We start from the raw sequence: 22928 nt of genomic DNA, 5'->3' as shown, positions 1-22928 counted from the left end.
GCGGAGCGTGGCTTGCCCGCAATGAACGATGACGCGGTCTACAGCGAACTCAAACCATCTCGTCCCGAATCCACTCAACCACAGACGTCCGCTGCGGCGCCCAACCCAGCAGTTCCCGCGCATGCTTGCCGCGCACACGGCTGTTGGAACCCAAACCATAGTTGGCCATTTCATAACCCCACTCGGCCTCGGCATCCTTCAGTGGCCAGTCTTGTGGCTCACCCAGCTTCAACGCTTCGGCAATCGCCGTGGTCATGTCGATGAACGACGCTTCACCGCTTTCAACGAAGTAGAACGTGCCCGGTACGTTTTTGGTCAGCGCCAGCAGGTACAGCGAAACAACGTCTTCGATGTGCACGTTGGACCAGATGTTCTGGCCCGTGCCGACATGACGAACCACGCCACTTTTGCGCGCCTGTTTCAGCAGGCGCGGCAGCTGCACGCTGTCACGCTTGACGCCCAGGCTGTGGCCGTAGATCAGGGTGTTGCAGATCACGGCCGAGTTCACGCCGTCTTTCGCTGCGGCGAGGATCAGGTTGTCGATGGCCACGCGTGCAGCCTTGTCGACGGTCGGCTCCGGCAAGCTGTCTTCGTCATAGATGACGTCGCTGGATTTACCGCCCGACGCATCGCCGACGATGCTCGAACCGCTGGTGTGCAGGAACACTTTGTTGGAACCGCGCAAGGCATTGAGCAACGCTTCCACCGCGCCGCGATGATCGCTGCTGGCGGCGTTGATCACGGCGTCGGCAGCGCGGGCCTGTTCAGCCAGTAGTGCGCTGTCGTCAAGAGTACCGATGACCGGGGTGATGCCCAAAGCGCGCAATTCATTGGCCTGTTCGGTGCTGCGCACCAGGCCGGTAACTGTGTGGCCAGCGCGGACCAGGCCCGTGGCGATGGAGCCGCCGATAAAACCGGCAGCGCCGGTAACGAATACGTTCATGGAGAAACTCCCTGCGTGAATAAGTGATGCAACGAGTATCAAGTAGTCATCGCGGACGAAAAATCCCCGTTGACCCAATTCACTCTTGCGCAGGGATCACGAATCAGCCCTTGAAATCCGAGTTCGCGTAAACCGCCAATTTGTCCTGGATGAAGTCCAGGAAGCATTGAATCCGCAAGGCCAGTTGCGAGTTGCGGTAGTACACCGCGTTGATCGGTTGGCGATAGCCGCTGTTGAAATCCGCCAGCAGCACCTTCAGGCGCCCGGCGCGGATGTCGTCGATGGTCATGAAATGCGAGAGGCTGGCAATGCCCTGGCCCTCAAGCGCCAGGTGCCTGATCGTCTCGCCGCTGGACGCGCTGATCGACGCTTGAATCGGCCAGCGATCGCCATGCACATAACGCAACGGCCATTGGTTGAGCCCTTCGTTATTCGTAAAGCCCAGCAGCGCGTGCCCCGTCAGGTCCTCGACCACCATCGGAGTGCCATGTTGCTCAAGGTAGGCCGGGCTGGCGACGATGTGCAGCGGGCTGCAACCCAGCGAACGGGCGTGCAGGGTCGAGTCGGCCAGGGTGCCGATGCGGATGGCGATGTCGGTACTCTGTTCGAGCAGGTCGATGATCAGGTCGTTGCTGTTGAGCTCCAGCTGAATGTCCGGGTAGAGCCGGCGGAACTCATCGATGTACGGCACGATGGCGTGCAGCATGAACGGCGAGGCGGCGTTGATCCGCAGACGCCCGGACGGGGTTTGCTGGCGTGAGTTGAGGCGCTCTTCGAGTTCGTCCATCTGATCGAGAATCAGCTTGGCGTGCTCGAAGAAATACTTCCCTTCCTCGGTCAGGTCCATGCGTCGCGTGGTGCGGTTGATCAGTGTGGTGTCGAGCTTGGCCTCCAGCCGCGACAGCGTGCGACTGACCGCCGAAGGCGTTTGCCCGACCTGCTCGGCCGCAGCCGAAATCGAACCGCACTCAATCACGCAGACGAAAATCTGCAACTCATCGGATCTGGCTTTCACATGTGTCCCTTATCGATAGTCCGGCGCAAATTCACTGTGCAAAAGAAGCCTGATGTGACGAGGGAGCTTGCTCCCGCTCGGCGGCGGCGCCGTCGTGAATCAGCCTGCAGGGTCCGCCTGATTCACCGCGTTCGCTGATTTGGGGTCCGCTTCGCGCACCAGCGGGAGCAAGCTCCCTCGCCACAAAAAAGCCCTCGTCACAGTTCAGTGCCTGCTACAGGTATCGATAGTAGCCGAGCCTTAAGCCTTGAGGCCAAACACCTCTTTCAAATGCTGTTCATAACGCGCCACGTCGGCTTCGATGTTCGGGCGCTTCATCACGTCAACGCACAGGAACGTCGGCAAACCGGTCATGCCGATGAACTCGTTGGCCTTGTGGAACGGGAAGTACACCGCGTCCACGCCCTTGGCTTCGAAGAAGTCGGTCGGGTCGTCGAAGGCTTGCTGCGGCGCGTTCCAGGTCAGCGACAACATGTATTGCTTGCCCTGCACCAGACCGCCGCTGCCGTACTTTTGCGAGGCGTCGGAACGGGTGCGACCGTCGCTGGCATAGAGGCTGCCGTGGCCCTCGGTGAAAACTTCGTCGATGTACTTCTTCACCGTCCACGGCGCGCCCATCCACCAGCCGGGCATCTGATAAATGATCACGTCCGCCCAGAGGAATTTGGCGACTTCTTCGGCGACGTCGTAACCCTCGTCGATGAACGTGGCCTTCACGTCAACGCCGCCGCGATCCAGCACGCTCAACGCGGCTTCATGCAGGGTGGCGTTGTAGCGGCCGTCGGAGTGAGCAAACTTTTTGCCGCCATTGAGCAACAGGACTTTTTTCATGGGAAATCTCGGAAGGGTCAGAAATTGGATGGCGGCAGGTTAATGGCCCGCCTCGCGCGGAATAAGCCCTGAATTCACAAAACTAATTTGACCCATACGCACGAATCAACAGGCGATTGTTGCCATAAACTTGCGCCGATTCTGAACTTGAGGAGATTTTTGATGAGTGAAATGCAAGGCTTCATCCTGCACGCCAAGACCCGCCCGGAAAAATCCGACGCCTTCGAAGCGTTCTTCCGTGGCTATGTAGAAGCGAGCCGCGCCGAGCCCGGCTGCATCGAGTACCACATGCTGCGCGACAAACAGGACCCGACGCTGTTTATCTTCTTCGAGATCTGGCAATCCCAGGCCCACCTCGACGTGCACTCGAACCTGCCGCACATGAAGCAGTTCCTTGAGCAACGCGAGGAATACCTGGAGCGGGATTTCGAGATCCGCGCCATCGAGATGCTCAGCCCGTCGTCCGCTACCCGCTGACCAGCAAGTGGCCGCCAAGTACACCGAGGCCAATGAAAAACACGCGCTTGAACAAGGGGGCGCTGATCCGCTGCCGTAGCCACTGGCCCAGCAACATGCCCAGCACGGCCGGGATCAGTGCCAGCAATGACGCGCTCAGCTCGCCACTGCCCAACGCCCCACGCCACAACAGGCCAGCGGCGAGTGCGAGGGTCGACACCGTGAACGACAGGCCCAGCGCCTGCACCAGTTCATCCTTGCTCAAACCCAGTGCTTGCAGGTACGGCACCGCCGGAATCACGAAGACGCCGGTAGCCGAGGTGATGACGCCGGTCAGCACGCCGCACAGCGGCCCTGACCAGCGTTCGGCCTGGTTGCCGATGCGCAAGGTCGGCAGGAACAACCCGCTCAGCGCGTAGAGCAGCAACGCCGCGCCCAGGCCTCGCACCACCCAATGACCGCCGGCCATGCCGATCCACAACGTACCGGCGCCGGTACCGATGAAGATCGCCAGCAGCATCGGCCACAGCCGTTTGACCAGCCCACGCAAATGCCCGCCGAATGCCAGTTGCCAGACGTTGGTCAGGGTCGCGGGAATGATCAGCAACGCCGCAGCCTGCGACGGCGCCATAGCCAGACCGAGCAGCCCCATGGCGATGGTCGGCAGGCCGAGACCGATGACCCCCTTGATCATGCCGGCCAGCAGGAAGGTCGCAATGACCAGCAGGGAAAGGGCCAGGCCGAGGTTTTGATAAAACGCAGAGAGTGTATTCATGGGCTTATCCTGAGCCCGGAATGGCTGCGTGAAAATCTGCCATACACTGAGGGTGCCTCTTGTTTTTTCAGAGGCTTAAAATTCATTGCTTCCACTGACGCCATCGCGAGCAGGCTCGCTCCCACAGTTAAACGCGTCGTCCGGTCTGACGCGGACAAATGTGGGAGCGAGCCTGCTCGCGATGGCGTCCGTCCAGACAACACATATTCTGAGGTTGCTGTAATGCACTTCGACCTGACCGACCTGCGTCTCTACCTGAACATCCTCGACACCGGCAACATCACCGCCGGCGCCGCTCGCAGCCATTTATCCCTGGCGGCGGCAAGCGCACGAATCCGCGCCATGGAGTCATCGCTGGGAATCGATTTTCTCGAACGCGGTCGGCGCGGCGTCACCCCCACGCCCGCCGGAAAAGCCCTGGCGCAACACGCCCGACGCCTGTTGCAACAGGCCGAACGCATGCAGCAGGACCTGGCCGAATATGCCAACGGCGTCAAAGGCCAGGTGCGCTTGTTGTGCAACACCACAGCGATCACCGAGCACCTGCCGGAAGTGCTGGCAGACTTTCTGTGCCGTCATCCCAACCTCGACATTGACCTGCAAGAGCTGCCCAGCGCCCGTATCACTCACGCCCTGCGCCAGGGCGCTGCAGACCTTGGCATCGTCTCCGACGCCGTGGACACCCACGCCCTCGAGACCCTGCCCTTTCGCGATGATCCGCTGGTGCTGATCATGCCGCCCGACCATCCCCTGGCGAACGGCGCGACACCAAACTTCAGCGACACCCTGCATCACGATTACGTTGGCCTGAGCGCCAACAGTGCACTGGCGGTGTACCTCGAAGAACAGGCGCTGCACGCGGGGATGCGCCTGCAAATCCGCATCCGTGCGGAAGGTTTCGACGGTGTGATGCGCATGGTCGCTCGCGGCGCCGGGCTGGCGATTGTGCCGCTGGCAGCGATCCAGCGCCGGGCCGTCGATCAACCGCTCAAGAGCTTCGCCCTGAAGGAAGACTGGGCACAGCGCAAACTGTTGTTGTGCGCACGTTCATTCACTGGCCTGCCCGGTTATGCGAGAGCCTTGCTCGACGCGTTACGCGCGCCTTGAAAACCAGTGTTTGGCCCAACTGGCACCTGTATGACGAAGGCCGCGCAGAGTAATATCTGCCCCTTCAAATCAGGCCTGGCCACAACAACCAAAAAGGGAACCAGATGGCGGATGAAATCTTGCAACCGGCAACGCTCAAGCGGGGGTTGAAAAATCGACACATTCAACTGATCGCATTGGGCGGCGCCATTGGTACGGGGCTGTTCCTGGGCTCTGCCGGAGTGCTCAAGTCCGCCGGACCGTCGATGATCCTCGGCTACGCGATTGCCGGTTTCATTGCGTTCCTGATCATGCGCCAACTGGGCGAGATGATTGTCGAAGAACCGGTGGCCGGCTCGTTCAGCCACTTCGCTCACAATTACTGGGGCGGCTTTGCCGGTTTCCTGTCCGGCTGGAACTACTGGGTGCTGTATGTGCTGGTGGGCATGGCCGAGCTGACAGCCGTCGGCAAGTACGTGCAGTTCTGGTGGCCGGAGGTGCCGACCTGGGTCAGCGCGGCGGTGTTCTTCGTGCTGGTCAACCTGATCAACACCTTGAACGTCAAAGTCTTCGGCGAGATGGAGTTCTGGTTCGCGATCATCAAAGTCGTAGCCATCATCGGCATGATCCTCCTCGGCTGCTACATGCTGTTCAGCGGCACCGGCGGCCCGCAAGCATCGGTGAGCAACCTGTGGAGCCACGGCGGTTTCTTCCCCAACGGCACCACCGGACTACTGATGGCGATGGCGTTCATCATGTTCTCCTTCGGCGGCCTGGAACTGGTCGGCATCACCGCCGCTGAAGCCAGCGAGCCAAGAAAGGTCATTCCCAAGGCCATCAACCAAGTGGTTTATCGGGTGTTGATCTTCTACGTCGGCGCACTCACCGTGTTGTTGTCGCTGTATCCGTGGGACCAACTGCTACAAACACTGGGCGCCTCGGGCGATGCCTACAGCGGCAGTCCGTTCGTGCAGATTTTTGCCTTGATAGGCAGCGACACCGCCGCGCAAATCCTCAACTTCGTGGTACTCACCGCCGCGCTCTCGGTCTACAACAGCGGCGTCTACTGCAACAGCCGCATGCTCTATGGCCTGGCCGAACAAGGCGATGCACCCAAGGTGTTGATGAAGCTGAACAAGCAAGGCGTTCCGTTACTGGCGCTGGGCGTATCGGCGCTGATCACGATGTTGGCCGTGGTGGTCAACTACGTCGCTCCGCATGAAGCGCTTGAGATGCTGTTTGCCCTGGTGGTCGCCTCGCTGATGATCAACTGGGCGCTCATCAGCCTCACGCACCTGAAGTTTCGCAAGGCCATGGTTCAGCGCGGCATCGTGCCAGGCTTCAAGGCCTTCTGGTCGCCGTACACCAATTACCTGTGCCTGGCGTTCATGGCCGTGATCATCGGTGTCATCTGGATGATTCCACCGGTGCGCGCTTCGGTGTACGCCATGCCGGTGTGGGTCTTGGTCATCTACGGGTGCTACCGGCTGCGCATGGCGCGGCATCGAAACCTGCCAGTGGCGCAATAAACACTGATAAAAAAACGCCCCGGCATTCGATGAATACCGGGGCGTTTTTTATGGGACGCGCTCATGAACGAGCGTTTCTGGACACCCCGATGTCGAGCACAGACAACTGATGCCGCACCAAGCCCTATAGGGTGCGACTTCAGTTCTCCCTCACGCTCGGAGTCATCATGTCCGCACCGATTACCGTTCTTCGCGACACCCATCCCCTGCCGGTCCTCGACGCCTGCAAATGGGAAAAACTCGAAGGCGACCCGCACACCGTCAACCTCAATGCCTACACCAGCGAAGACGGCAGCAAGATCATGGGCACCTGGATCTGCACGCCGGGCAAGTGGTACGTGGAATACGTGAAGTGGGAATACTGCGATTTCCGCGAGGGCTACTGCATCATCACCCCGGAAGGAAAGGAGCCGATCCATCTGCGTGCCGGTGATATTTTCGTCATCGAGCCGGGCATGAAAGGCACGTGGGAAGTGGTTGAAACCGTGCGCAAGTATTTCGTGTTTGCCTGATGCAAAAAAACCGGGAGATCACCCGACGTGATTTCCCGGTAAATGTCGATGCGTACACGCAGTACCTGTGGCGAGGGAGCTTGCTCCCGCTCGGCGGCGAAGCCGTCGTACAGTCAGCCAATGCGCCCTAACCGATACACCGCATTAACCCCGAACGGGTCCGCTTCGCGAACCAGCGGGAGCAAGCTCCCTCACCACCAAAGCCCCTCACCAAAGCCCTTATTGGGGTTTGCGATAGCTGTTGATGATCGCCGAGAAGTCCTTGCCACCCTCCCCACGCTGACTCATCGCCTGATACAACTGCTGGGCCACCGCGCCGAGCACCACCGGTTGGTGCGCCTGACGGGCCGCTTCCGTGGCCAGCCCCAGATCCTTGAGCATCAGTTCGGCACCAAAACCACCGGTATAACCACGCGAGGCCGGCGCCGTTTCGACGATGCCCGGCCACGGGTTGTACATCTCGGAACTCCAGCAACGCCCCGTGGAACTGTTGATGATCCCGGCGAGCACCGTGGTGTCGATTCCGAGCGCATCACCCAGCGCCATGGCTTCGCTGACGCCGACCATGGAGATCGCCAGCAGCAGGTTGTTGCAGATCTTGGCGATTTGCCCGGTGCCGACTTCGCCGCAATGGACGATGTTGCGACCCATCTGCGCCAGCACCGGTTGCAGAGTGGCAAACAGTTCGGGGGTGGCGCCGACCATGAAGGTCAGCGTCCCGGCCGCTGCGCCGCCAGTGCCACCAGACACCGGCGCGTCGGCCATCGCCACGCCCTGTTTGGCTGCCGCAGCGGCTACATCACGCGCCGTCTGCGGATCGATGGTGCTGCAATCCACGGCCGGCACACCTTTGGCGATCCCCGCCAGCACGCCGTCTTCACCTAGCCACACACTGCGCACGTGCACAGCGGCGGGCAGCATGGTGATCACCAGTTCTGCACCTTGAGCGGCTTCACGGGCTGTCGCGCTGATGCTGCCGCCCAGTTGTTCCAGCTCGGCCAGAACGGTTTTGTTCAGGTCGACCAGCCGCAGCGAATGGCCGGCCTTGATCAGGTTGCGCGCCATCGGCGCGCCCATGTTGCCGAGACCGATAAAAGCGATTTTCATGTCCGGCTCCTTAACGCAAGTTGATGGTGGTGTTCACACCGTCGTTGACGCTGTCGTCATCGAACCAGCGACTGGTGACTGTCTTGGTCTGAGTGTAGAACTGCACCACTTGCTTGCCATACGGGCCGAGGTCGCCGAGTTTGGAACCGCGCGAACCGGTGAAGCTGAAGAACGGGACCGGCACCGGAATCGGGATGTTGATGCCGACCTGGCCGACATCGATTTCGCTCTGGAATTTGCGCGCCGCCGCACCGCTTTGGGTGAACAGGCCGGTGCCGTTACCGAACGGGTTGGCGTTGACCAGTGCGATGGCCTCGTCGAGCGTGTTGACCTCCAGCACCACCAGCACCGGGCCGAAAATTTCCTGGGTGTAGATCTGCATGTCGGTGGTCACGCCGGAGAACAGGGTCGGGCCGACAAAGTTGCCCTTCTCGAAGCCTGGAACGGTGACGTCGCGACCATCCAGCTCCAGCTTGGCGCCTTCCTTGATGCCGCTCTCGATCAGATCGAGGATCCGTTGTTTGGCTTTTTTCGAGATCACCGGGCCAACGTCAGTGCCCGGCTCGCTGCCGGCATTCACGGTGAGTTTTTGCGCCAGCGCTTTCAGGTCCGGCAACCATTGTTTGGCCGCGCCCACCAGCACCACCACGGACGTGGCCATACAACGTTGGCCCGCTGCGCCGAAACCGGCGCCGACCAGCGCATTCAGTGCTTGTACGCGATTGGCATCTGGCAGAACCACGGCGTGGTTTTTCGCGCCCATCATCGATTGCACGCGCTTGCCGTGTTTGCCGGCCAGGTCATAGACATGGGTACCGACGGCGGTCGAACCGACGAAGGAAACCGCCTTGATATCTTTATGCGTGCAAAGGGCGTCCACCACGTCCTTGCCGCCATGCACCACGTTAAGCACGCCTGCCGGAACGCCGGCCTCGATTGCCAGTTCCACCAGCAGCATGGTCGACATCGGGTCCTGTTCGGACGGCTTGAGCACAAAGGTGTTGCCGCAGGCGATGGCCATCGGGAACATCCACAGCGGGATCATCGCTGGGAAGTTGAACGGGGTGATGCCGGCGCAAACGCCGATGGGCTGACGCAGGGTGTAGGTATCGACGCCGCCCGCGACGTTCTCGGCGAATTCACCCATTTGCAGGCTGCCGATGGAGCAGGCGTGTTCGACCACTTCCAGGCCACGGAAAATGTCGCCTTCAGCGTCGGCAATGGTTTTGCCCTGCTCGTTGCTGAGCACCACGGCGATGCGTTTGGAGTGCTCGCGGATCAACGCCTGGAGCTTGAGCATGATGCGCATGCGCGCGCCGATCGGGGTCAGCTTCCAGGTCTGGAAGGCGCGATGGGCGGCACTGATCGCGGCGTCGACTTCCTGCGCCGTGGCGAACGGAACCTTGGCAAGCACTTGTTGGGTCGCCGGGTTGACGATGTCGTGCCATTCGCTGGTCTGGGACTCGACCCACTCGCCGTCGATCAACAGCTTGACCTTTTGCACAGTGGTTTCGTTTGGCGTGAGCGATGCGTTCATGTTGGTCTCCGGGACATTGTTCTTATTTAGAGAGCTATCTAGGGAGCCAAGGCGAGAAAGTCGCCTTGAGATGAGGCGTGTGTCGCGAATTGGTTATCGGACTGTTTTTGGAGTATAGATGTGCAAACTTCTAATAAGAACGCACATAAAAGCCGGTCCATCATGCAAAAAAACATCACGTCCCTAGGCTCGCTGAACTGGGATGACCTCAAGTTTTTCCTCGAAGTCGCCCGCACCCGCAAGGCCAGCACCGCGGCCAAGCGCCTGGCGGTGGACTACACCACTGTGTCGCGGCGTATCAGTTCGCTGGAAGCGGCGTTGGGCACGCTGCTTTTTGAAAAGTCCCGGACCAGCGGTTTCGTGCTGACGGCTGAAGGTCAGCGATTGCTCGGTTACGCCGAGTCGATCGAAAGCACCCTGCACATGGCCTGCGAGCAAGTATCAGGCTCTGGCGTCGCGCTGTCCGGGCACGTGCGGATGGGCTGCACGGAAGGGTTCGGCAGCTTTTTCATCACCCCGCAACTGAGTCATTTCGTCGACGCCTATCCGGCGATCTCGGTGGACATCCTGCCATTGCCGCACTTCATCAGCCTGTCCAAGCGTGAGGCGGACATCGTCATTGCGCTGGAGCGCCCCGAGCATGGTCCCTATGTCTGCTGCAAACTCTGCGACTACAAGTTGCAGCTGTACGCGACCCAGGACTATCTGGACAAACACCCGCCCATCCGCCGCCCGGCAGACTTGGGCAAGCATTCATTCATCAGTTATGTCGACGACCTGGCGTTCAGCTCGGAGCTGTTGTACCTGGCAAACGTGCTGCCTGGCGCCAGCGCCAATCTGCGCAGCACCAGCGTGATCGCACAGTTCGTGGCGGCGCAGCAGGGGCGGTCACTGGCAATTCTGCCGTGCTTCCTCGCCGCGCAGGATCCGCGTCTGCTGCCGGTGTTGCCGGAAGAGATCAACATCACCCGGCAGTTCTGGATGTACTGCCGCGAGGACCTGCGCAAGCTCAAGCGGATTACCCTGTTGTGGGATTACATCCGGGAGGTGACTGAGCAAAATCAGGGTCTGTTGATGGGTGAGCGACGGGACATGGTGTTCGCCGACTAATCGGCGCTGACCACAATCGACACCCGGCGGTTCTCGGTTCGGCCAGCGGCGGTGTCGTTGGAGGCGACGGGCTGACTGCTGCCGAAGCCACGCAGCTGGATGTTTTGTTCGTTCATGCCCACCGAGGTCAGAACCATGCCAACGCTTTTCGCGCGGCGCACGGACAGCTGTTCGTTATACGATTCTTTACCCGACGCGTCGGTGTGACCATCGACCCGTACCCGCTCGATTCCGACCCCCAACAGCGCCTTGCCAATGCGCTCGACGATCTCGGTGCTCTGCGCATTGAGTTTTTCGACGTCACTGCCAAACAAGACTTTGCCGGACAGCCCAAACGCCCAGCCCTCGTCGGTCAACTCGAAACCTTGTTGTTTGAGCACCGCGACCTGCGCCGGGGTCAGGCCTTTTTGCGGCGCCGTCTGGCAACCGGCCAATGCCAGCACGGCCATGAACAGGGTCATCGTGAAAAATCGCAGAGGGAGTGAAAACACGGGCATTAGCTCCTGGTTTGAACATCGGCGACAGGGTGCTCCGACCCTGACGTGTGCTGAGCACCCCTGGCGAGGCGCTTGGCTTGGTACATGGCCGCATCGGCAGCATTGAGCAGCGCCCCCGGTGTCGTTCCATGATCAGGGTACACGGCGATGCCGATACTGAGAGAGGTCAGCACCTGGCTGGTCCCCGGCAACGGGATCGGCATTTCCATGCTTTCTAGGATTTTGTCGGCGATACGCTCGGCGTCTTCGGTCATGTGCAGCGGGGACAGCAGGACGGCAAATTCATCGCCCCCCAGACGCGCCACCAGATCGTCTTCGCGCAGCTGCGCACGAACCCGATTGGCCACGGCCACCAGCACCGCATCGCCGGCGGCGTGACCGAAGTTATCGTTGATCTCCTTGAATCGGTCGCTGTCGAGAAACAGCACCGCCACGCGCTCGTTGAGTTTGTTGGCGTTGCGCAGCGAACGACTCAGCCGGCCTTCGAAAAACGCCCGGTTCGGTAGCCCGGTGAGGCTGTCATGGCTGGCCTGGTGGGCCAGGGTTTCGTTTTCGCTTTGCAGGTGGGTCTGCCAGGATTCGAGTTCATCGAGCAAGGCATTGAAGTCGTTGCCCAGGTTGTCGAGTTCGGCAATGGCCGCCGGCGGCACACGCCGGTCGAAGGCACGGTCGCTGCGTGCAGCGTGAGCCACGCAAGCCAGGCTGCGCAGTGGGCCGGTGATCCCGCGAAGTTGTCGGCGTGCGAGATACAGCGCCACCCAGGCGCTGACAGCGGTACACAGAACGATCCCCACCAGTCCGCTGAGCAAAAAACGCATCAGGCTGCCACCGTGACCAATGAGCTGGACACTGCCGATTTCCTGGCCCTGATGGACAATCGGCATGCTGATCGGCTTTTCCAGAAACGCCTTGGCCATCTGCATTTCCAGGTCCGAGAAAAATCCGGTTTCCGGTCGCTGCCAACGGGCCAACAACTTGCCTTGCTCGTCCAGCACCTGGGCATCAGCCACTTCTTCGGTGGACGCGATCAATGCCAGCGCCTCCGTGGCGGCTGCCTTGTCATTGAACACCACCGCCGCTTCCACGGTGTAGTTGATGGAGCGTGCAATCAGGTGCAGGTTGTGGTCGGCGTAAACCCGCAAGGCCAGCACGCCCAGCAACGTCAGCGAAACACTGGCCATGGCCACGCCCACCAGTGCGACGATCAAATGACCGCGACCGATGACGGAGCGCAAGGTCGGACGACTATCCGGTTTGAATAGCGTCATGGTGCCGCCGGCTTGCGGCGGGACAGTTGCAGCACACTGGGGTGAATTCTCACGCCGCTGCGGGCGACGGAATCGAGGTTGACCTCGAAGGACACTTGCTCATCGCCGACTCGCAGGCAGAACAGGCTGCCGACGGTGCATTGGTCGTCGCTTTCGCTGATGCTCAGCACCGGCCGCCCCGCCAGCGAAGCGAAGAGCCGGCTGCGTTCCTCGCTGGTCAGTTTGCCGATGTACACCGCGTCGCACTCACCGACAATGGACGGGCTATCCGCCAGCAACCGACGCACGGTGACAGGACGGCCGGTGGCCTGGGTCGTGCCCTTGACCAGATCGTCGGTGTATTCGGTGGGGCCCACTATGCACAAACGCAGTTGTGCTGGCTCAACAGGCCAACGGGCATAACTGAGGATGCCGAGTACAACCTGCGTAACGGCTTGGGCGCGTTGATCGGCCATGCCGGGGGGCGTTTGCGCTTGCGCGAACACGAGGCCACTGAGCAAACAGAGAATGCCTGCCAGCATGACTCGCTTGCAGGCAACAATGTGCCCTGTCGTCCAGACAGCCACCTTCATGCAGGGATTCCATTCGGTCGTAACGGGATGATGCCGCAACGATAGCATAGCGTCGAAACGCTCGCGAGGCCGCGCAAGACGGCACTTCGGACAGTTTCCGTCGTCTGGCGCTGCCGTCCTCAATCCCCCGGCGGCATGGCCTCTTCCAATTCCAGCATCAGCCCGCTCAGGCGCTTGACCTTGCGTCGCACGGCCTCCTCAAACACGCCGCTACGCGGTTCGATCAAAGTAAACCAGTGTTTGGCGCGGGTGATGCCGGTGTAGATCAGCTCCTTGGTCAGAACCGGGTTCAGGGCGTCCGGCAAAATCAGCGCCGTATGGGCGAACTCGGAGCCCTGGGACTTGTGCACGGTCATGGCGTACACCGTTTCGACATCATTCAGCCGGCTCGGCAGGACAAAGCGCACGCCGCCCTGGCCGTCGTTACGCGGGAAGGCCACGCGCAGCACTTGGCGCCCCGCCTCGGGTCCCTCGCGCTCCGGCAGCTTGAGCGCAATGCCGATGTCGCCGTTCATCAAGCCCAGGCCATAGTCGTTGCGGGTCATCAGCACTGGCCGACCTTCGTACCACTGTTGATTGCTGTCGATCAGCCTGGCCTTGAGCAGCGCATCGGTCACTCGCTGATTCAGGCCTTCCACGCCCCATGGTCCCTTGCGCACGGCGCACAGTAACTGGAAGGCATCGAAGGCTTGCAACACGTCGCGAGCCCAATCGGTCCAGCGCGGATCCTCGAGGGTGCTGTCGAGCGACGGTCGCCGACTGCGCAGCAGGCTCAGGTAATGCCGATACCCTTGCGGTCCATCGCCATGGCCTTCGAGCAACAAGCGCTCCAGTGCCCTGTCGTGCTCACCTTTGAGAGGCAGGGAAAACACATCATCGTGGTTTCCGGCCGCCAACAACTTGCGAGCTTCTTCGGGTTGTTGCTGATTGACCCAGCGAGCCAGTTGGCCTATGCCACTGCCCTCGCCGAACCGGCGCGAGTGGCGCAGCATCACGACCTGCTGGGCCAGCGGATGAGTCCCGTGAGTGTCTTGCTGCAAACCGCTGGTTTCGAGGTGTTCACCACTGACCGCTTCCAGCCACTGTCGGGTCTGCGGGCCGTACCAACCTGCCTCGGCGTCGCGGCACAAATCGCCCAGCACGGCGCCGGCTTCCACCGATGCCAGTTGATCCTTGTCACCGAGCAGCACCAGTCGTGCATGAGCCGGCATCGCGTCGAGCAGATTGGCCATCATCTCCAGGTCGATCATCGAGGCTTCATCGACCACCAGGACATCCAGCGGCAAGCGATTACCGGCGTGATGCCGAAAGTGTCGGGTACCGGGACGGCTGCCGAGCAGGCGGTGCACGGTAGTGACGTCTGACGGAATTTTTTCTCGCACGGCCTCGGCCACCTCCAGCGTCCGGACTTGCTGGCTGATGGATTCCGTCAGCCGCGCCGCCGCTTTGCCGGTGGGGGCCGCAAGACGGATGCGCAGTGGTTTGCCAGCCTCCACCGCCGGTGCCTGCAACAGCGCCAGCAAACGCACGACCGTGGTGGTCTTGCCGGTTCCGGGACCGCCAGTGACGATGCTGAATGCACTGCGGGTCGCCAAGGCACACGCGAGTTTCTGCCAGTCGATCAGTTCGCCGGGCCGGGCCGGGCCGAACAGACCGGTGAGGCGTTGAGGCAAGTCATTCGGTGTGGACTCGTGTTCTGCCAGACGCAGGCGCAGCGCGTTATCGATACGTCGCTCGTACACCCAGTAACGGCGCAAGTACAGGCGCTTTCCCGACAACACCAACGGCCTTTGCAACGCCGTTTCGCTGCCATCGGCCGCCAATGCGACCAGCCGGCTGGAGGCCAGGACCTTGCACCAGTGGGCGCCGTCCAGCGTCTCAAGCAATTGCGAAGGCAGCAACATCGCACCACTTTGCAGGTCGCCTTCCGGCGGCAACGACAGGGCGAAATCCGGCGCCTTGAGCGTCTCGAACAGATCCAGGCAGACGTGACCGTGGCCCAGTTGATGGCTGGTCAATGCCGCCGCCAGCAGCACCAGCGGATCATCGTCGGGGGCGAGCTCGTGCAAAAAGGCAACGAAGGCTTTGTCCAGCGCTCGCAACCAGCCGCGCTCGACCCAGCGCGTGAGCAACGACAACAAGTCATCGGCGCGACTCAACGGCGCCAGATTTGCCAGGCTTTCGGCTGCCAACGGCGTCGGCAACACATCGGCAAAGGTGCGGCTCATAGCAATACTCCCTGTTCCCAGGCCGGTTCGGCCTTGGGTTCCGGCTTGCCCTGAAACAGCCGGTCCAGACGCTCGATCAGTTCCCGTGGCGGACGGGCAAAATACACGCCCTGACTGGATGAGCGCGTGCCGCGCAGAAACAGATACAACGCCCCTCCGACATGCCGGTCGTAATCGTAATCGGCAAGCCGCGCCTTGAGCTGACGATGCAGGGCCAACAGGTACAGCACGTATTGCAGGTCGTAGCGATTATCCAGGATCGACTGTTCCATCGCCTGCTCGGTGTAGGCCATGTCATCGACGCCCAGCCAGTTGGATTTGTAATCGGCGACGTAATAGCGACCATCGTGCTCGAAAGTCAGGTCGATGAAGCCTTTGAACATGCCATTGAGCAGTACCGGTTCGGCCGCAACACGGGCGACGCCGTTGTGGGTATGTTGGCGGACCAGCTCGTCGAGTTTGAGCACATCGACCTTATGGCTGGCGAACCAGAACTCCATCTCGACACGGTATTGTTTCAGTTGCCCAAAAATCACGGGCGCCTGCCCAGCGCCGATGTGCAGCGGCGACTTGAGCAAGTGCTGCAGCCAATCGCTCAGCGTGGTGATCCAGCCTTCCCAGCCACGACGGTTGCAGCGACGGGCAATCGCGTCTTCCACGGCCCGCGGCGTGGCGGCAAAACCTTCGTCACCCGCCCACTCAAGCAAACCATGAAGAAAGGTGCCGGGATTCGGACCACGCGGGAACCGATGGATATCGGCACCGCCGGCGATCACTTCGCGCGGCGCTTCAGGATCGAGGCGCTCGTCGTCGAACAGCTTTTGCGCCTGCGGGTTTTCCGGTGCTTCATCACTGCCCACGCTCAGGCTGTCGCCTATGCGAAGGGCGCTGTAGGAGGCAATCCACCAGTTTTCGCTGGCTTTGCGCTTGGGGATCAGGGGGGCGAGCAAGCTCGCATCGTTCTGCGGCGGATGGTAATGCTCATCCGTCTTTTCAGGCATCTCACTGTAATTCAGCGCGGGACAATCCTGCTGCAGGTCTTCCAGCCAACGCTTCAAACCTTGCGACTCCACCAATGGAGCACCGCCCCCCAACAGATAACCCAACGCAGAGAGGTGCAACACCGAACTGTTGTTATTACCGCGCTTGAGGTCAGTGACACCGAGCCAGCAGGCATGTTGAGCCCGGGTCAAGGCGACATAAAGCAAACGCAGATCCTCGGCCAGCCGCTCATCATCCGCCAGCGCGATCAACTCGGGCGTGGGCTTGAGGGTCACTCGAGCATTGCCCGCTTCATCGTGGTAATGCAGCGGCAAACGGCTTCCGTCCACCGGTTTCGCCGAACACACGAATGGCAGAAACACCAAGGGATACTCAAGCCCCTTGGACTTGTGAATGGTCACGACCTTGACCAGTTGCTCGTCACTTTCAAGACGCAGGATCTGTTCCTCACCCGCCTGACCGGACAGCGCCAGATGTTCGGACAAGTGCCGGATCAACGCTTGCTCGCCATCCAGTTCGGCGGCCGCCTGTTGCAGCAACTCGGACAGGTGCAGCAAGTTGGTCAGCACCCGCTCGCCGTCACTGCGCGCAATCAATGCCTGAGGCAGCTGGAAGTCATGCAGCAAACGACGCAGCATGGGCAGCACGCCTTGCTTGCGCCAGAGCTCGCGATAACCACGGAACTGCATGACCCGCGCTTCCCAGGCCAGCTCGTCCTGATTCAACCGTTCAAGTTCTGCCAGCGACAGGTTCAACGTGATGCTCGCCAGCGCGGCCCGCAACGGACGCTCGACATCCGGCTCGGCACACGCCTTGAGCCAGGTCAGCAGATCGTGGGCTTCCTGGGCGGCGAACACGGAATCCTTGTCCGACAGATAAACGCTGCGCACACCACGGGCGGAGAGTTCGGCGCGTACGGCCTGAGCTTCTTTACCGTCGCGCACCAGAATTGCGATATCCGCCGGCAACAGGCCCCTGAAGTCCTTGCCGTCCTGGATGAAACCCGCCTTGCCTTGCTGTCCGCCGTTCAGCAACGCGGTAATTTCACTGGCGCAAGCGGCAGCCAATTGCTGTCGGTAAACCGCGCCCGACAGGGGCTGGTCGGCGGACAAATGCCAGATGTTCAGCGCGGGTACAACCTGCCCCCCGATGCTCAACACTTCTTTGCGTCCCTGGGAGGCGACCGGCAGAAACGGCACGGGGTTATCGCCATTCCGTTCGCGAAACAGGAACGCACCCCGACCGGCCTCGCGCGACTCGGCGCGCGCAAACACATGGTTCACCGCACCGACCATGCCATGGCTGGAACGGAAGTTGGTCCCCAGTGTATGCAGTCGGCCTGCGGTGGCTTGACGAGCGCGCAGGTAGGTATAGATATCGGCACCACGGAAGGCATAGATCGCCTGCTTTGGGTCGCCGATCAGGAACAGGCCGCATTCGGGGTTGTTGTCTTCGATGCGATAGATGCTTTCGAAGATTTGGTACTGCACCGGGTCGGTGTCCTGGAACTCGTCGATCAACGCCACCGGAAACTGTTCGCGGATCAAGGTCGCCAGGCGTTCGCCACCCTCGGATTGCAATGCGGCATCGAGGCGCAGCAACATGTCATCGAAGCCCATTTCCGCGCGACGACGTTTTTCCGCCTCGAACCGTGCGCCCACCCACTGGGCGGCGTGTTGCAGAACCGCGGCATCGGGAGTCGGCAATCCATCGAGACTGGCCTTGAGGCCCGGCATGGCGTCCAGTCCCGGATGGCGGGGGACTTCGCCTTTTTTCCACGCTTCAGCCATGCCCTCAGGGGTCAGGCGGGTGAAGCCGGTGCCAATATCCAACTGCTCAAGCAATTCGTCTTCGGCCCAGGCCTTCAACTTTTCGAACCAGGGTTCGAAGTAACGCGCCTGCATCTTGCGCCCATCAACGCTTTTGCTCGCAACACCCTCGTGACAGATCGCAAGCAACTCGTCGGCCCACTGACGCCAGGGCATTTTGAGTTCGATCAAGGCTGCCCGGCGCTCCTGCAGACATTCGTTGATCAGCTCGGCAGGCTCTTTGCCTTCGACGCTGTCGCGCTCACTGGCGAATAATCCACGGACGCGTGGCAACAGCGCCGCCGGACCGCCCCAATTACCACGCACCCAGTTCAGCGCATCGCCTTGCATCGGGTAGCAGAACAATCGCCAGTAATCGCGCAGGACTTCGCCCAGCAAATCGCTGTGATCGGTTTCCAGGGTCTGGGTAAACAGGCTGCCGCTGTCGAACGCATGCTCGCGCAACATCCGCTGACACCAGCTGTGGATGGTCGAGACAGCCGCTTCATCCATCCACTGGGCAGCGATGTCCAGACGATTCGCGCATCCGGGCCACTGCTCCGGAAGGTACTGATCACGCAACTCCGCGATCAGCGCATCCGGCGGCGGAGTTTCATCGCGGAAAAACCGCGCGGCTTCTGCCAGGCGCGTTCGAATGCGTTCGCGCAGCTCCTTGGTCGCGGCGTCAGTGAAGGTCACGACGAGGATTTGCGGCGGTAACAATTCACGCCCGAAGCCACTCGATTCGCCACCGTGGCCGAGGACCAGGCGTAGGTACAGCGCGGAAATAGTGAAGGTTTTCCCGGTGCCGGCACTGGCTTCGATCAGTTGACTGCCGCGCAGCGGGAATGCCAGGGCCAGCGGTGTTTTCGCGGTCATGAGCGCGCTTCCTCGCTGCTCAATGAGCGCCACGGCGCTTCAAGCATCGGTTTGTACAAAGCGTTGCACCAATCAGGGAAAGTCTCGTCGGCGATCAGTGCGTCGTAGTCAGCGAACTGTCGGGCGAGCGCGGGACTTTCCCTACGCTCGCCATCCGTGGTCATGCCATCGCCTTCATAAGCTTTGCGGCCAGCGGCATCGGCTTTGGCCGGATCGGTTTGAGCGAGCCAGGCAAACGCTGTTTTCACCGCAATGGGCAGAGGCTGGCGCATGCCCGTTTGCCAGGCCATCAACAGGTCGCCCAGGATTAGGGATGCGGTATTTTTTTCAATCGGGCCGAGTAACAGACTGTCGTCACTGGCCACCAGTGCAGTGGTCATCTCCATGCCACTGGCGCAGGCAACCAGATGATTGACCCAGGGTCGTGTCAGACGATGCCACTTGCGGGATTTGATCGAACCGATGCTGTTGGGGATCGTAGTGACCGACAACAATCCGCCGTCTGCGCGTTGATGCAGACCGCTGAGCCATCCTTCCAGACGCAGACCTTGAAGTTCGAAATTGACCGGCAGAGCGCTGGTGAGTGGCGTGGGCCATAACGCCAGTAGCTGTTGATAGCGTTGCAGCAGATCCGGTAACGGCTCGATCAACTCTCGTTGCAGGCATTCGCCAAAACCGGCCATGGGCAGCAGACCGCTGTTTTGCAGGCGTTTGGCATGCGCATCCAACACCTCATCCACACGTTCAAGCTGTGCCAGCGCGGCGCCAAGCAAACTGTCGCTGAGGCTATAGCGTTGCAGCGCATCAAGTACAAAGGGCTCTTCATCGGCCAGCGGCACTTCAGCGGCTTCGAAGAACACCTTCAATCGCTGGCTGAAGAAATGTCGCACAGGATTGCGCAGGAAATCCTGCAACTGACCCAGGCTCAACGGCTCTTCCTGAACGTAAGCGTCCAGGATGTTGTTATCGATAACTGGCTCACCAGACTGATGAAGCACCTGCCATTCGTTGGCGAAGCTGAACAGATCATCGCCTTCATGGAAGTAACGGGCGCTGAACGGTTGCAACGGATGTTCCTGAGTCATGGCCTCAAGCAGATCTTCATCTGCATTGCGCAATCGCCAGCCACTGGCCAGATGGTCGCGCAACTGGCCGATCAATACGGATGCGGGACGCTCGCTGTTATCGCGAATGCTACGGCCAACCCAACTGATATAGAGCTGGTCACATGCCGACAGCAGTGCCTCCAGCAGCAGATAGCGATCATCTTCTCGGCGCGAACGGTCACCCGGTCGATAATCGCTGCCCATGAGGTCGAAGTCCAAAGGCGGTTGCGCGCGCGGATAATCGCCGTCATTCATGCCGAGCAGACAGACCAGTTTGAACGGGATCGCGCGCATCGGCATCAACGTGCAGAAATTGACTGCGCCGGCGAGAAAGCGCTGGGACAATCGGCCTTGATCAAGTCCGGCGAGCCAGGCTTCACGAACGACCGTCAACGGTAGCTCGTCATGCAAACCGACGGACTCGCAAGTCTCAAGCCAGGTTTCACGCAACTCCTCGAGCTGGGCCAGCAGGTAGTCGTCATGTTCATTGCTGGCCTGGAAAAACAACTGCACCAGCGCCTGCAACCGTACACCCCATTGCTTGGGCGGCGCCGGTCGCGAGAGCTCCTGATGGGCAATCTCCAGCGCGTCCAACAAAGCAACCAGTGGCCCGATGAGTGCGGCATCCAGACCACCGATCTCGTCGTAGGGCTCGATGCCTTCGCAAGCGCTGCCGCTTCCCACGGCGTAGCCAAGCAGCATCCGACGCAGTCCGAAACGCCAACTGTTCTGTTCCAGTTCCTGAGGCAGGCCCAAACCTGCCCGTTGCCCGGCGTTCATACCCCAACGAATGCCAGCGCCTTCGATCCAGCGATGCAGGGTCGGCAGGTCTCGCTCCTCCACACCAAAGCGAGTGCGCAGGGCCGGAACATCCAGCAGGTCGAGGATTTCGCTGACGGGGAATCGACTGTCCGGCAGTTTAAGCAGATGTTCGACAGCGATCAGCAGCGGGTCACGGCCACGTTGCCCCTGGTCTGCGAGCGTGAAGGGAATGAAGCGCGGGTCATTGCGTTCAAGCTGCCCGAATACTGCACGAATATGCGGGGCATAGCTGTCGATATCCGGGACCATCACAATGACGTCGCGAGGCCTTAAATCGGGATCTGCACTGAAACGGGCGAGCAACTGGTCGTGAAGGATCTCCACCTCTCGCTGGGCGCTATGGGCGATGTGAAATCGGATTGATTGATCCACTTTTGGATCGACTGCCGGCCAGCGTTCACGCGTTTCATTCAGAGGACGTAATTCAAGAATGTCGTCCTGCAATTGATTGAGCATGCTCAGTGGCTGACTGTCACTGAACAGGTCGATTCTCCCGTCACGAAATGCCGAGCGATAGCTGTTGGGATCGTCGTAGCTATCGAGCAGATTGATGTAGTCCCGTCCCTGCTTGCCCCACGCAGCCAAGAGGGGATGGGCATGCTGATGCAGGATTTGCGGATCCAGGACAACCGGCATGCCGCTCTTGCGAGCCTGACGTTTGTATTGATGCCGTAACAGGTCTTTATCAGCGACGATGTCCGCCCAATGGTGGCGACACGGATTATGAACGCACAGCAAGACCTGACTGAAACGAGCCAGCCCGGCGAGCGCTTCAAGCGCCTGGGCGGGAAGTGAAGAAATACCGAAAACGATCACCCGCGAGGGAAGTCCATCAGGCGCAACGTCGAGGCTGTTGATACGCTCGATAAATCGTTGATGGACGCCGGCACGGCTTTGCGCCATGCCTTGTTCACCGACATCCAGCAACAGTGCACGCCACAATTCTGCCTGCCAGCAGTTTGCCGCAGTCAGGGCTTTCGCTTCACCTCGACCGTTGCGTAATTGATGACGACCTTCTGCCCAGTCCTCGAGCCAGTCAGCTCGGTATACCTGGTATTGGTCAAACAGGTCAGCCAGTCGCTCGGCCAACTGATAGCGTTTGCGCAAATCGGTGTCATGGGTAAGGAAGCGTTGCAGAGGTTCGAAGTGTGGCTGATCGATCAACTGCGGAAGCAGGCGCATGAGACGCCAGGTCAGTGGGGCTTTATCGAGCAGGGATTTGACCGGGATTTCATCTCGGCCCAGGACCATGCGATAGAGCTGCCACATGAAGCTGCCCGGTAACTGCACATCGATCGCTGCGGCGATACCGCAGCCGCCCATGTCGTCCTCTTTCGGGTCCTCCGCCAGTGCCAGCTTCAACCATTGGGCGATGCCGTTGCTCTGGACCAAAGCGATTTCATTTTCCAAGGGTGCCAGCGGGTAGCGCCGCATCCAGCTGACCACCAGGCTGCGCAACTCGTCCAGGCGGTTGCCGTGAACCACCATAAAACCAGCACTGAGGGACGTTGCGTCCGGCATAAAGGCTTCCTTGGAAAAATACAAAAGCTAGGGCCGAACCTTAGCATTGTCGGGAGACTGTGACAGCCGGAAGGCGTCCGGTGTTGCTGTACGAACTTTCCTGCGGACAAAACAAAACCCCAACTGCTTTCGCAATTGGGGTTTCGGAATTTAATCTTGACGATGACCTACTCTCACATGGGGAAACCCCACACTACCATCGGCGATGCATCGTTTCACTGCTGAGTTCGGGATGGGATCAGGTGGTTCCAATGCTCTATGGTCGTCAAGAAATTCGGTAGCCAGGTCGTGGGCCTTTGCAGGTTCACGCTCCAGCGAATGGGT

17 protein-coding genes and 1 rRNA gene are annotated in these 22928 nt (G+C 60.5%); 5 read left to right on the top strand and 13 right to left on the bottom strand.

The genetic code is table 11. The features are described from left to right. Positions 1 to 49: 49 nt before the first annotated feature. The 3 genes from B723_RS09040 to B723_RS09030 form a co-directional block, all read right to left on the bottom strand. On the bottom strand, positions 50 to 943 hold the full coding sequence (locus tag B723_RS09040; protein ID WP_017336421.1) for an NAD-dependent epimerase/dehydratase family protein: 894 nt from the start codon (positions 941 to 943) through the stop codon (positions 50 to 52). 103 nt (positions 944 to 1046) lie between these two features. Beyond that, positions 1047 to 1958: a LysR family transcriptional regulator gene (locus B723_RS09035; RefSeq protein ID WP_017336420.1), complete on the bottom strand. Its 912-nt coding sequence runs from the start codon at positions 1956 to 1958 to the stop codon at positions 1047 to 1049. A gap of 240 nt (positions 1959 to 2198) precedes the next feature. Further along, positions 2199 to 2789, bottom strand: a complete 591-nt coding sequence (locus tag B723_RS09030; RefSeq protein ID WP_017336419.1) for an NAD(P)H-dependent oxidoreductase — start codon at positions 2787 to 2789, stop codon at positions 2199 to 2201. 162 nt (positions 2790 to 2951) lie between these two features. On the opposite strand from B723_RS09030, the gene B723_RS09025 reads away from it, so the two are divergent. Next, positions 2952 to 3266: a putative quinol monooxygenase gene (locus B723_RS09025; RefSeq protein ID WP_017336418.1), complete on the top strand. Its 315-nt coding sequence runs from the start codon at positions 2952 to 2954 to the stop codon at positions 3264 to 3266. On the opposite strand, the gene B723_RS09020 is transcribed toward B723_RS09025, so the two are convergent. Beyond that, the gene (locus tag B723_RS09020) at positions 3256 to 4020 is read right to left on the bottom strand and encodes a sulfite exporter TauE/SafE family protein (protein WP_017336417.1); all 765 of its coding nucleotides are present in this window, start codon (positions 4018 to 4020) and stop codon (positions 3256 to 3258) included. The genes B723_RS09025 and B723_RS09020 overlap by 11 nt on opposite strands. Positions 4021 to 4242: 222 nt before the next feature. Between B723_RS09020 and B723_RS09015 the strand changes: the two genes are divergently transcribed. From B723_RS09015 to B723_RS09005, 3 genes are all read left to right on the top strand, one after another. After that, complete coding sequence (locus B723_RS09015) at positions 4243 to 5127, top strand: LysR substrate-binding domain-containing protein (RefSeq protein ID WP_017336416.1); 885 nt, start codon at positions 4243 to 4245, stop codon at positions 5125 to 5127. Positions 5128 to 5231: 104 nt separating this feature from the next. Beyond that, positions 5232 to 6635 (top strand): amino acid permease, encoded by a 1404-nt coding sequence (locus tag B723_RS09010; protein WP_017336415.1) that lies wholly within the window; start codon positions 5232 to 5234, stop codon positions 6633 to 6635. Between the two features lie 167 nt (positions 6636 to 6802). Further along, positions 6803 to 7147, top strand: coding sequence for a cupin domain-containing protein (locus B723_RS09005; protein WP_008024653.1), 345 nt, complete (start codon positions 6803 to 6805; stop codon positions 7145 to 7147). A 219-nt stretch (positions 7148 to 7366) separates the two neighbouring features. Here the strand turns inward: B723_RS09005 and mmsB are convergent, their stop codons facing one another. Next, positions 7367 to 8254 carry a 3-hydroxyisobutyrate dehydrogenase gene (gene mmsB / locus B723_RS09000; protein ID WP_017336414.1) on the bottom strand — a complete coding sequence of 296 codons (888 nt, stop codon included), beginning with the start codon at positions 8252 to 8254 and terminating at the stop codon, positions 7367 to 7369. A 10-nt stretch (positions 8255 to 8264) separates the two neighbouring features. Next, positions 8265 to 9791 carry a CoA-acylating methylmalonate-semialdehyde dehydrogenase gene (locus B723_RS08995; RefSeq protein WP_017336413.1) on the bottom strand — a complete coding sequence of 509 codons (1527 nt, stop codon included), beginning with the start codon at positions 9789 to 9791 and terminating at the stop codon, positions 8265 to 8267. A 162-nt stretch (positions 9792 to 9953) separates the two neighbouring features. On the opposite strand from B723_RS08995, the gene B723_RS08990 reads away from it, so the two are divergent. Then, positions 9954 to 10901: a LysR family transcriptional regulator gene (locus B723_RS08990; RefSeq protein ID WP_017336412.1), complete on the top strand. Its 948-nt coding sequence runs from the start codon at positions 9954 to 9956 to the stop codon at positions 10899 to 10901. On the opposite strand, the gene B723_RS08985 is transcribed toward B723_RS08990, so the two are convergent. The 7 genes from B723_RS08985 to rrf all read right to left on the bottom strand — a co-directional run bounded on the left by B723_RS08985 (position 10898) and on the right by rrf (position 22874). Next, positions 10898 to 11398 (bottom strand): OmpA family protein, encoded by a 501-nt coding sequence (locus B723_RS08985; protein ID WP_017336411.1) that lies wholly within the window; start codon positions 11396 to 11398, stop codon positions 10898 to 10900. The two genes, B723_RS08990 and B723_RS08985, sit on opposite strands and share 4 nt — an antisense overlap. Beyond that, positions 11398 to 12666, bottom strand: a complete 1269-nt coding sequence (locus tag B723_RS08980; protein ID WP_017336410.1) for a diguanylate cyclase domain-containing protein — start codon at positions 12664 to 12666, stop codon at positions 11398 to 11400. Before B723_RS08980 ends, B723_RS08985 begins: the two co-directional genes overlap by 1 nt. Next, on the bottom strand, positions 12663 to 13238 hold the full coding sequence (locus tag B723_RS08975; protein ID WP_017336409.1) for a YfiR family protein: 576 nt from the start codon (positions 13236 to 13238) through the stop codon (positions 12663 to 12665). Before B723_RS08975 ends, B723_RS08980 begins: the two co-directional genes overlap by 4 nt. A 119-nt stretch (positions 13239 to 13357) precedes the next feature. Beyond that, positions 13358 to 15466, bottom strand: a complete 2109-nt coding sequence (recD, locus tag B723_RS08970; protein ID WP_017336408.1) for an exodeoxyribonuclease V subunit alpha — start codon at positions 15464 to 15466, stop codon at positions 13358 to 13360. Further along, entirely contained in the window at positions 15463 to 19155 is a 3693-nt protein-coding gene (gene recB / locus B723_RS08965) for an exodeoxyribonuclease V subunit beta (protein WP_017336407.1), read from the bottom strand. The genes recD and recB overlap by 4 nt, the downstream gene beginning before the upstream one ends. Continuing rightward, the gene (gene recC / locus B723_RS08960; protein WP_017336406.1) at positions 19152 to 22604 is read right to left on the bottom strand and encodes an exodeoxyribonuclease V subunit gamma; all 3453 of its coding nucleotides are present in this window, start codon (positions 22602 to 22604) and stop codon (positions 19152 to 19154) included. The genes recB and recC overlap by 4 nt, the downstream gene beginning before the upstream one ends. 154 nt (positions 22605 to 22758) lie before the next feature. Further along, a 5S ribosomal RNA gene (gene rrf, locus B723_RS08955) occupies positions 22759 to 22874 on the bottom strand. Positions 22875 to 22928 lie beyond the last annotated feature (54 nt).

Source organism: Pseudomonas fluorescens NCIMB 11764, from assembly GCF_000293885.2.
Classification (GTDB): domain Bacteria; phylum Pseudomonadota; class Gammaproteobacteria; order Pseudomonadales; family Pseudomonadaceae; genus Aquipseudomonas; species Aquipseudomonas fluorescens_B.
Note: the sequence above shows the minus strand (reverse complement) of the source record. Positions and strands in the feature narration are given on the sequence as shown.

Coding starts and splice junctions, on each gene's coding strand:
- B723_RS08985 (WP_017336411.1), bottom strand. CDS start 11,398: ATGCCCGTGTTTTCACTCCCTCTGCGATTTTTCACGATGACCCTGTTC.
- B723_RS09040 (WP_017336421.1), bottom strand. CDS start 943: ATGAACGTATTCGTTACCGGCGCTGCCGGTTTTATCGGCGGCTCCATC.
- recB (WP_017336407.1), bottom strand. CDS start 19,155: ATGACCGCGAAAACACCGCTGGCCCTGGCATTCCCGCTGCGCGGCAGT.
- B723_RS09025 (WP_017336418.1), top strand. CDS start 2,952: ATGAGTGAAATGCAAGGCTTCATCCTGCACGCCAAGACCCGCCCGGAA.
- B723_RS09030 (WP_017336419.1), bottom strand. CDS start 2,789: ATGAAAAAAGTCCTGTTGCTCAATGGCGGCAAAAAGTTTGCTCACTCC.
- B723_RS09020 (WP_017336417.1), bottom strand. CDS start 4,020: ATGAATACACTCTCTGCGTTTTATCAAAACCTCGGCCTGGCCCTTTCC.
- recD (WP_017336408.1), bottom strand. CDS start 15,466: ATGAGCCGCACCTTTGCCGATGTGTTGCCGACGCCGTTGGCAGCCGAA.
- B723_RS08975 (WP_017336409.1), bottom strand. CDS start 13,238: ATGAAGGTGGCTGTCTGGACGACAGGGCACATTGTTGCCTGCAAGCGA.
- B723_RS08980 (WP_017336410.1), bottom strand. CDS start 12,666: ATGACGCTATTCAAACCGGATAGTCGTCCGACCTTGCGCTCCGTCATC.
- B723_RS08990 (WP_017336412.1), top strand. CDS start 9,954: ATGCAAAAAAACATCACGTCCCTAGGCTCGCTGAACTGGGATGACCTC.
- B723_RS08995 (WP_017336413.1), bottom strand. CDS start 9,791: ATGAACGCATCGCTCACGCCAAACGAAACCACTGTGCAAAAGGTCAAG.
- recC (WP_017336406.1), bottom strand. CDS start 22,604: ATGCCGGACGCAACGTCCCTCAGTGCTGGTTTTATGGTGGTTCACGGC.
- B723_RS09010 (WP_017336415.1), top strand. CDS start 5,232: ATGGCGGATGAAATCTTGCAACCGGCAACGCTCAAGCGGGGGTTGAAA.
- B723_RS09005 (WP_008024653.1), top strand. CDS start 6,803: ATGTCCGCACCGATTACCGTTCTTCGCGACACCCATCCCCTGCCGGTC.
- B723_RS09015 (WP_017336416.1), top strand. CDS start 4,243: ATGCACTTCGACCTGACCGACCTGCGTCTCTACCTGAACATCCTCGAC.
- mmsB (WP_017336414.1), bottom strand. CDS start 8,254: ATGAAAATCGCTTTTATCGGTCTCGGCAACATGGGCGCGCCGATGGCG.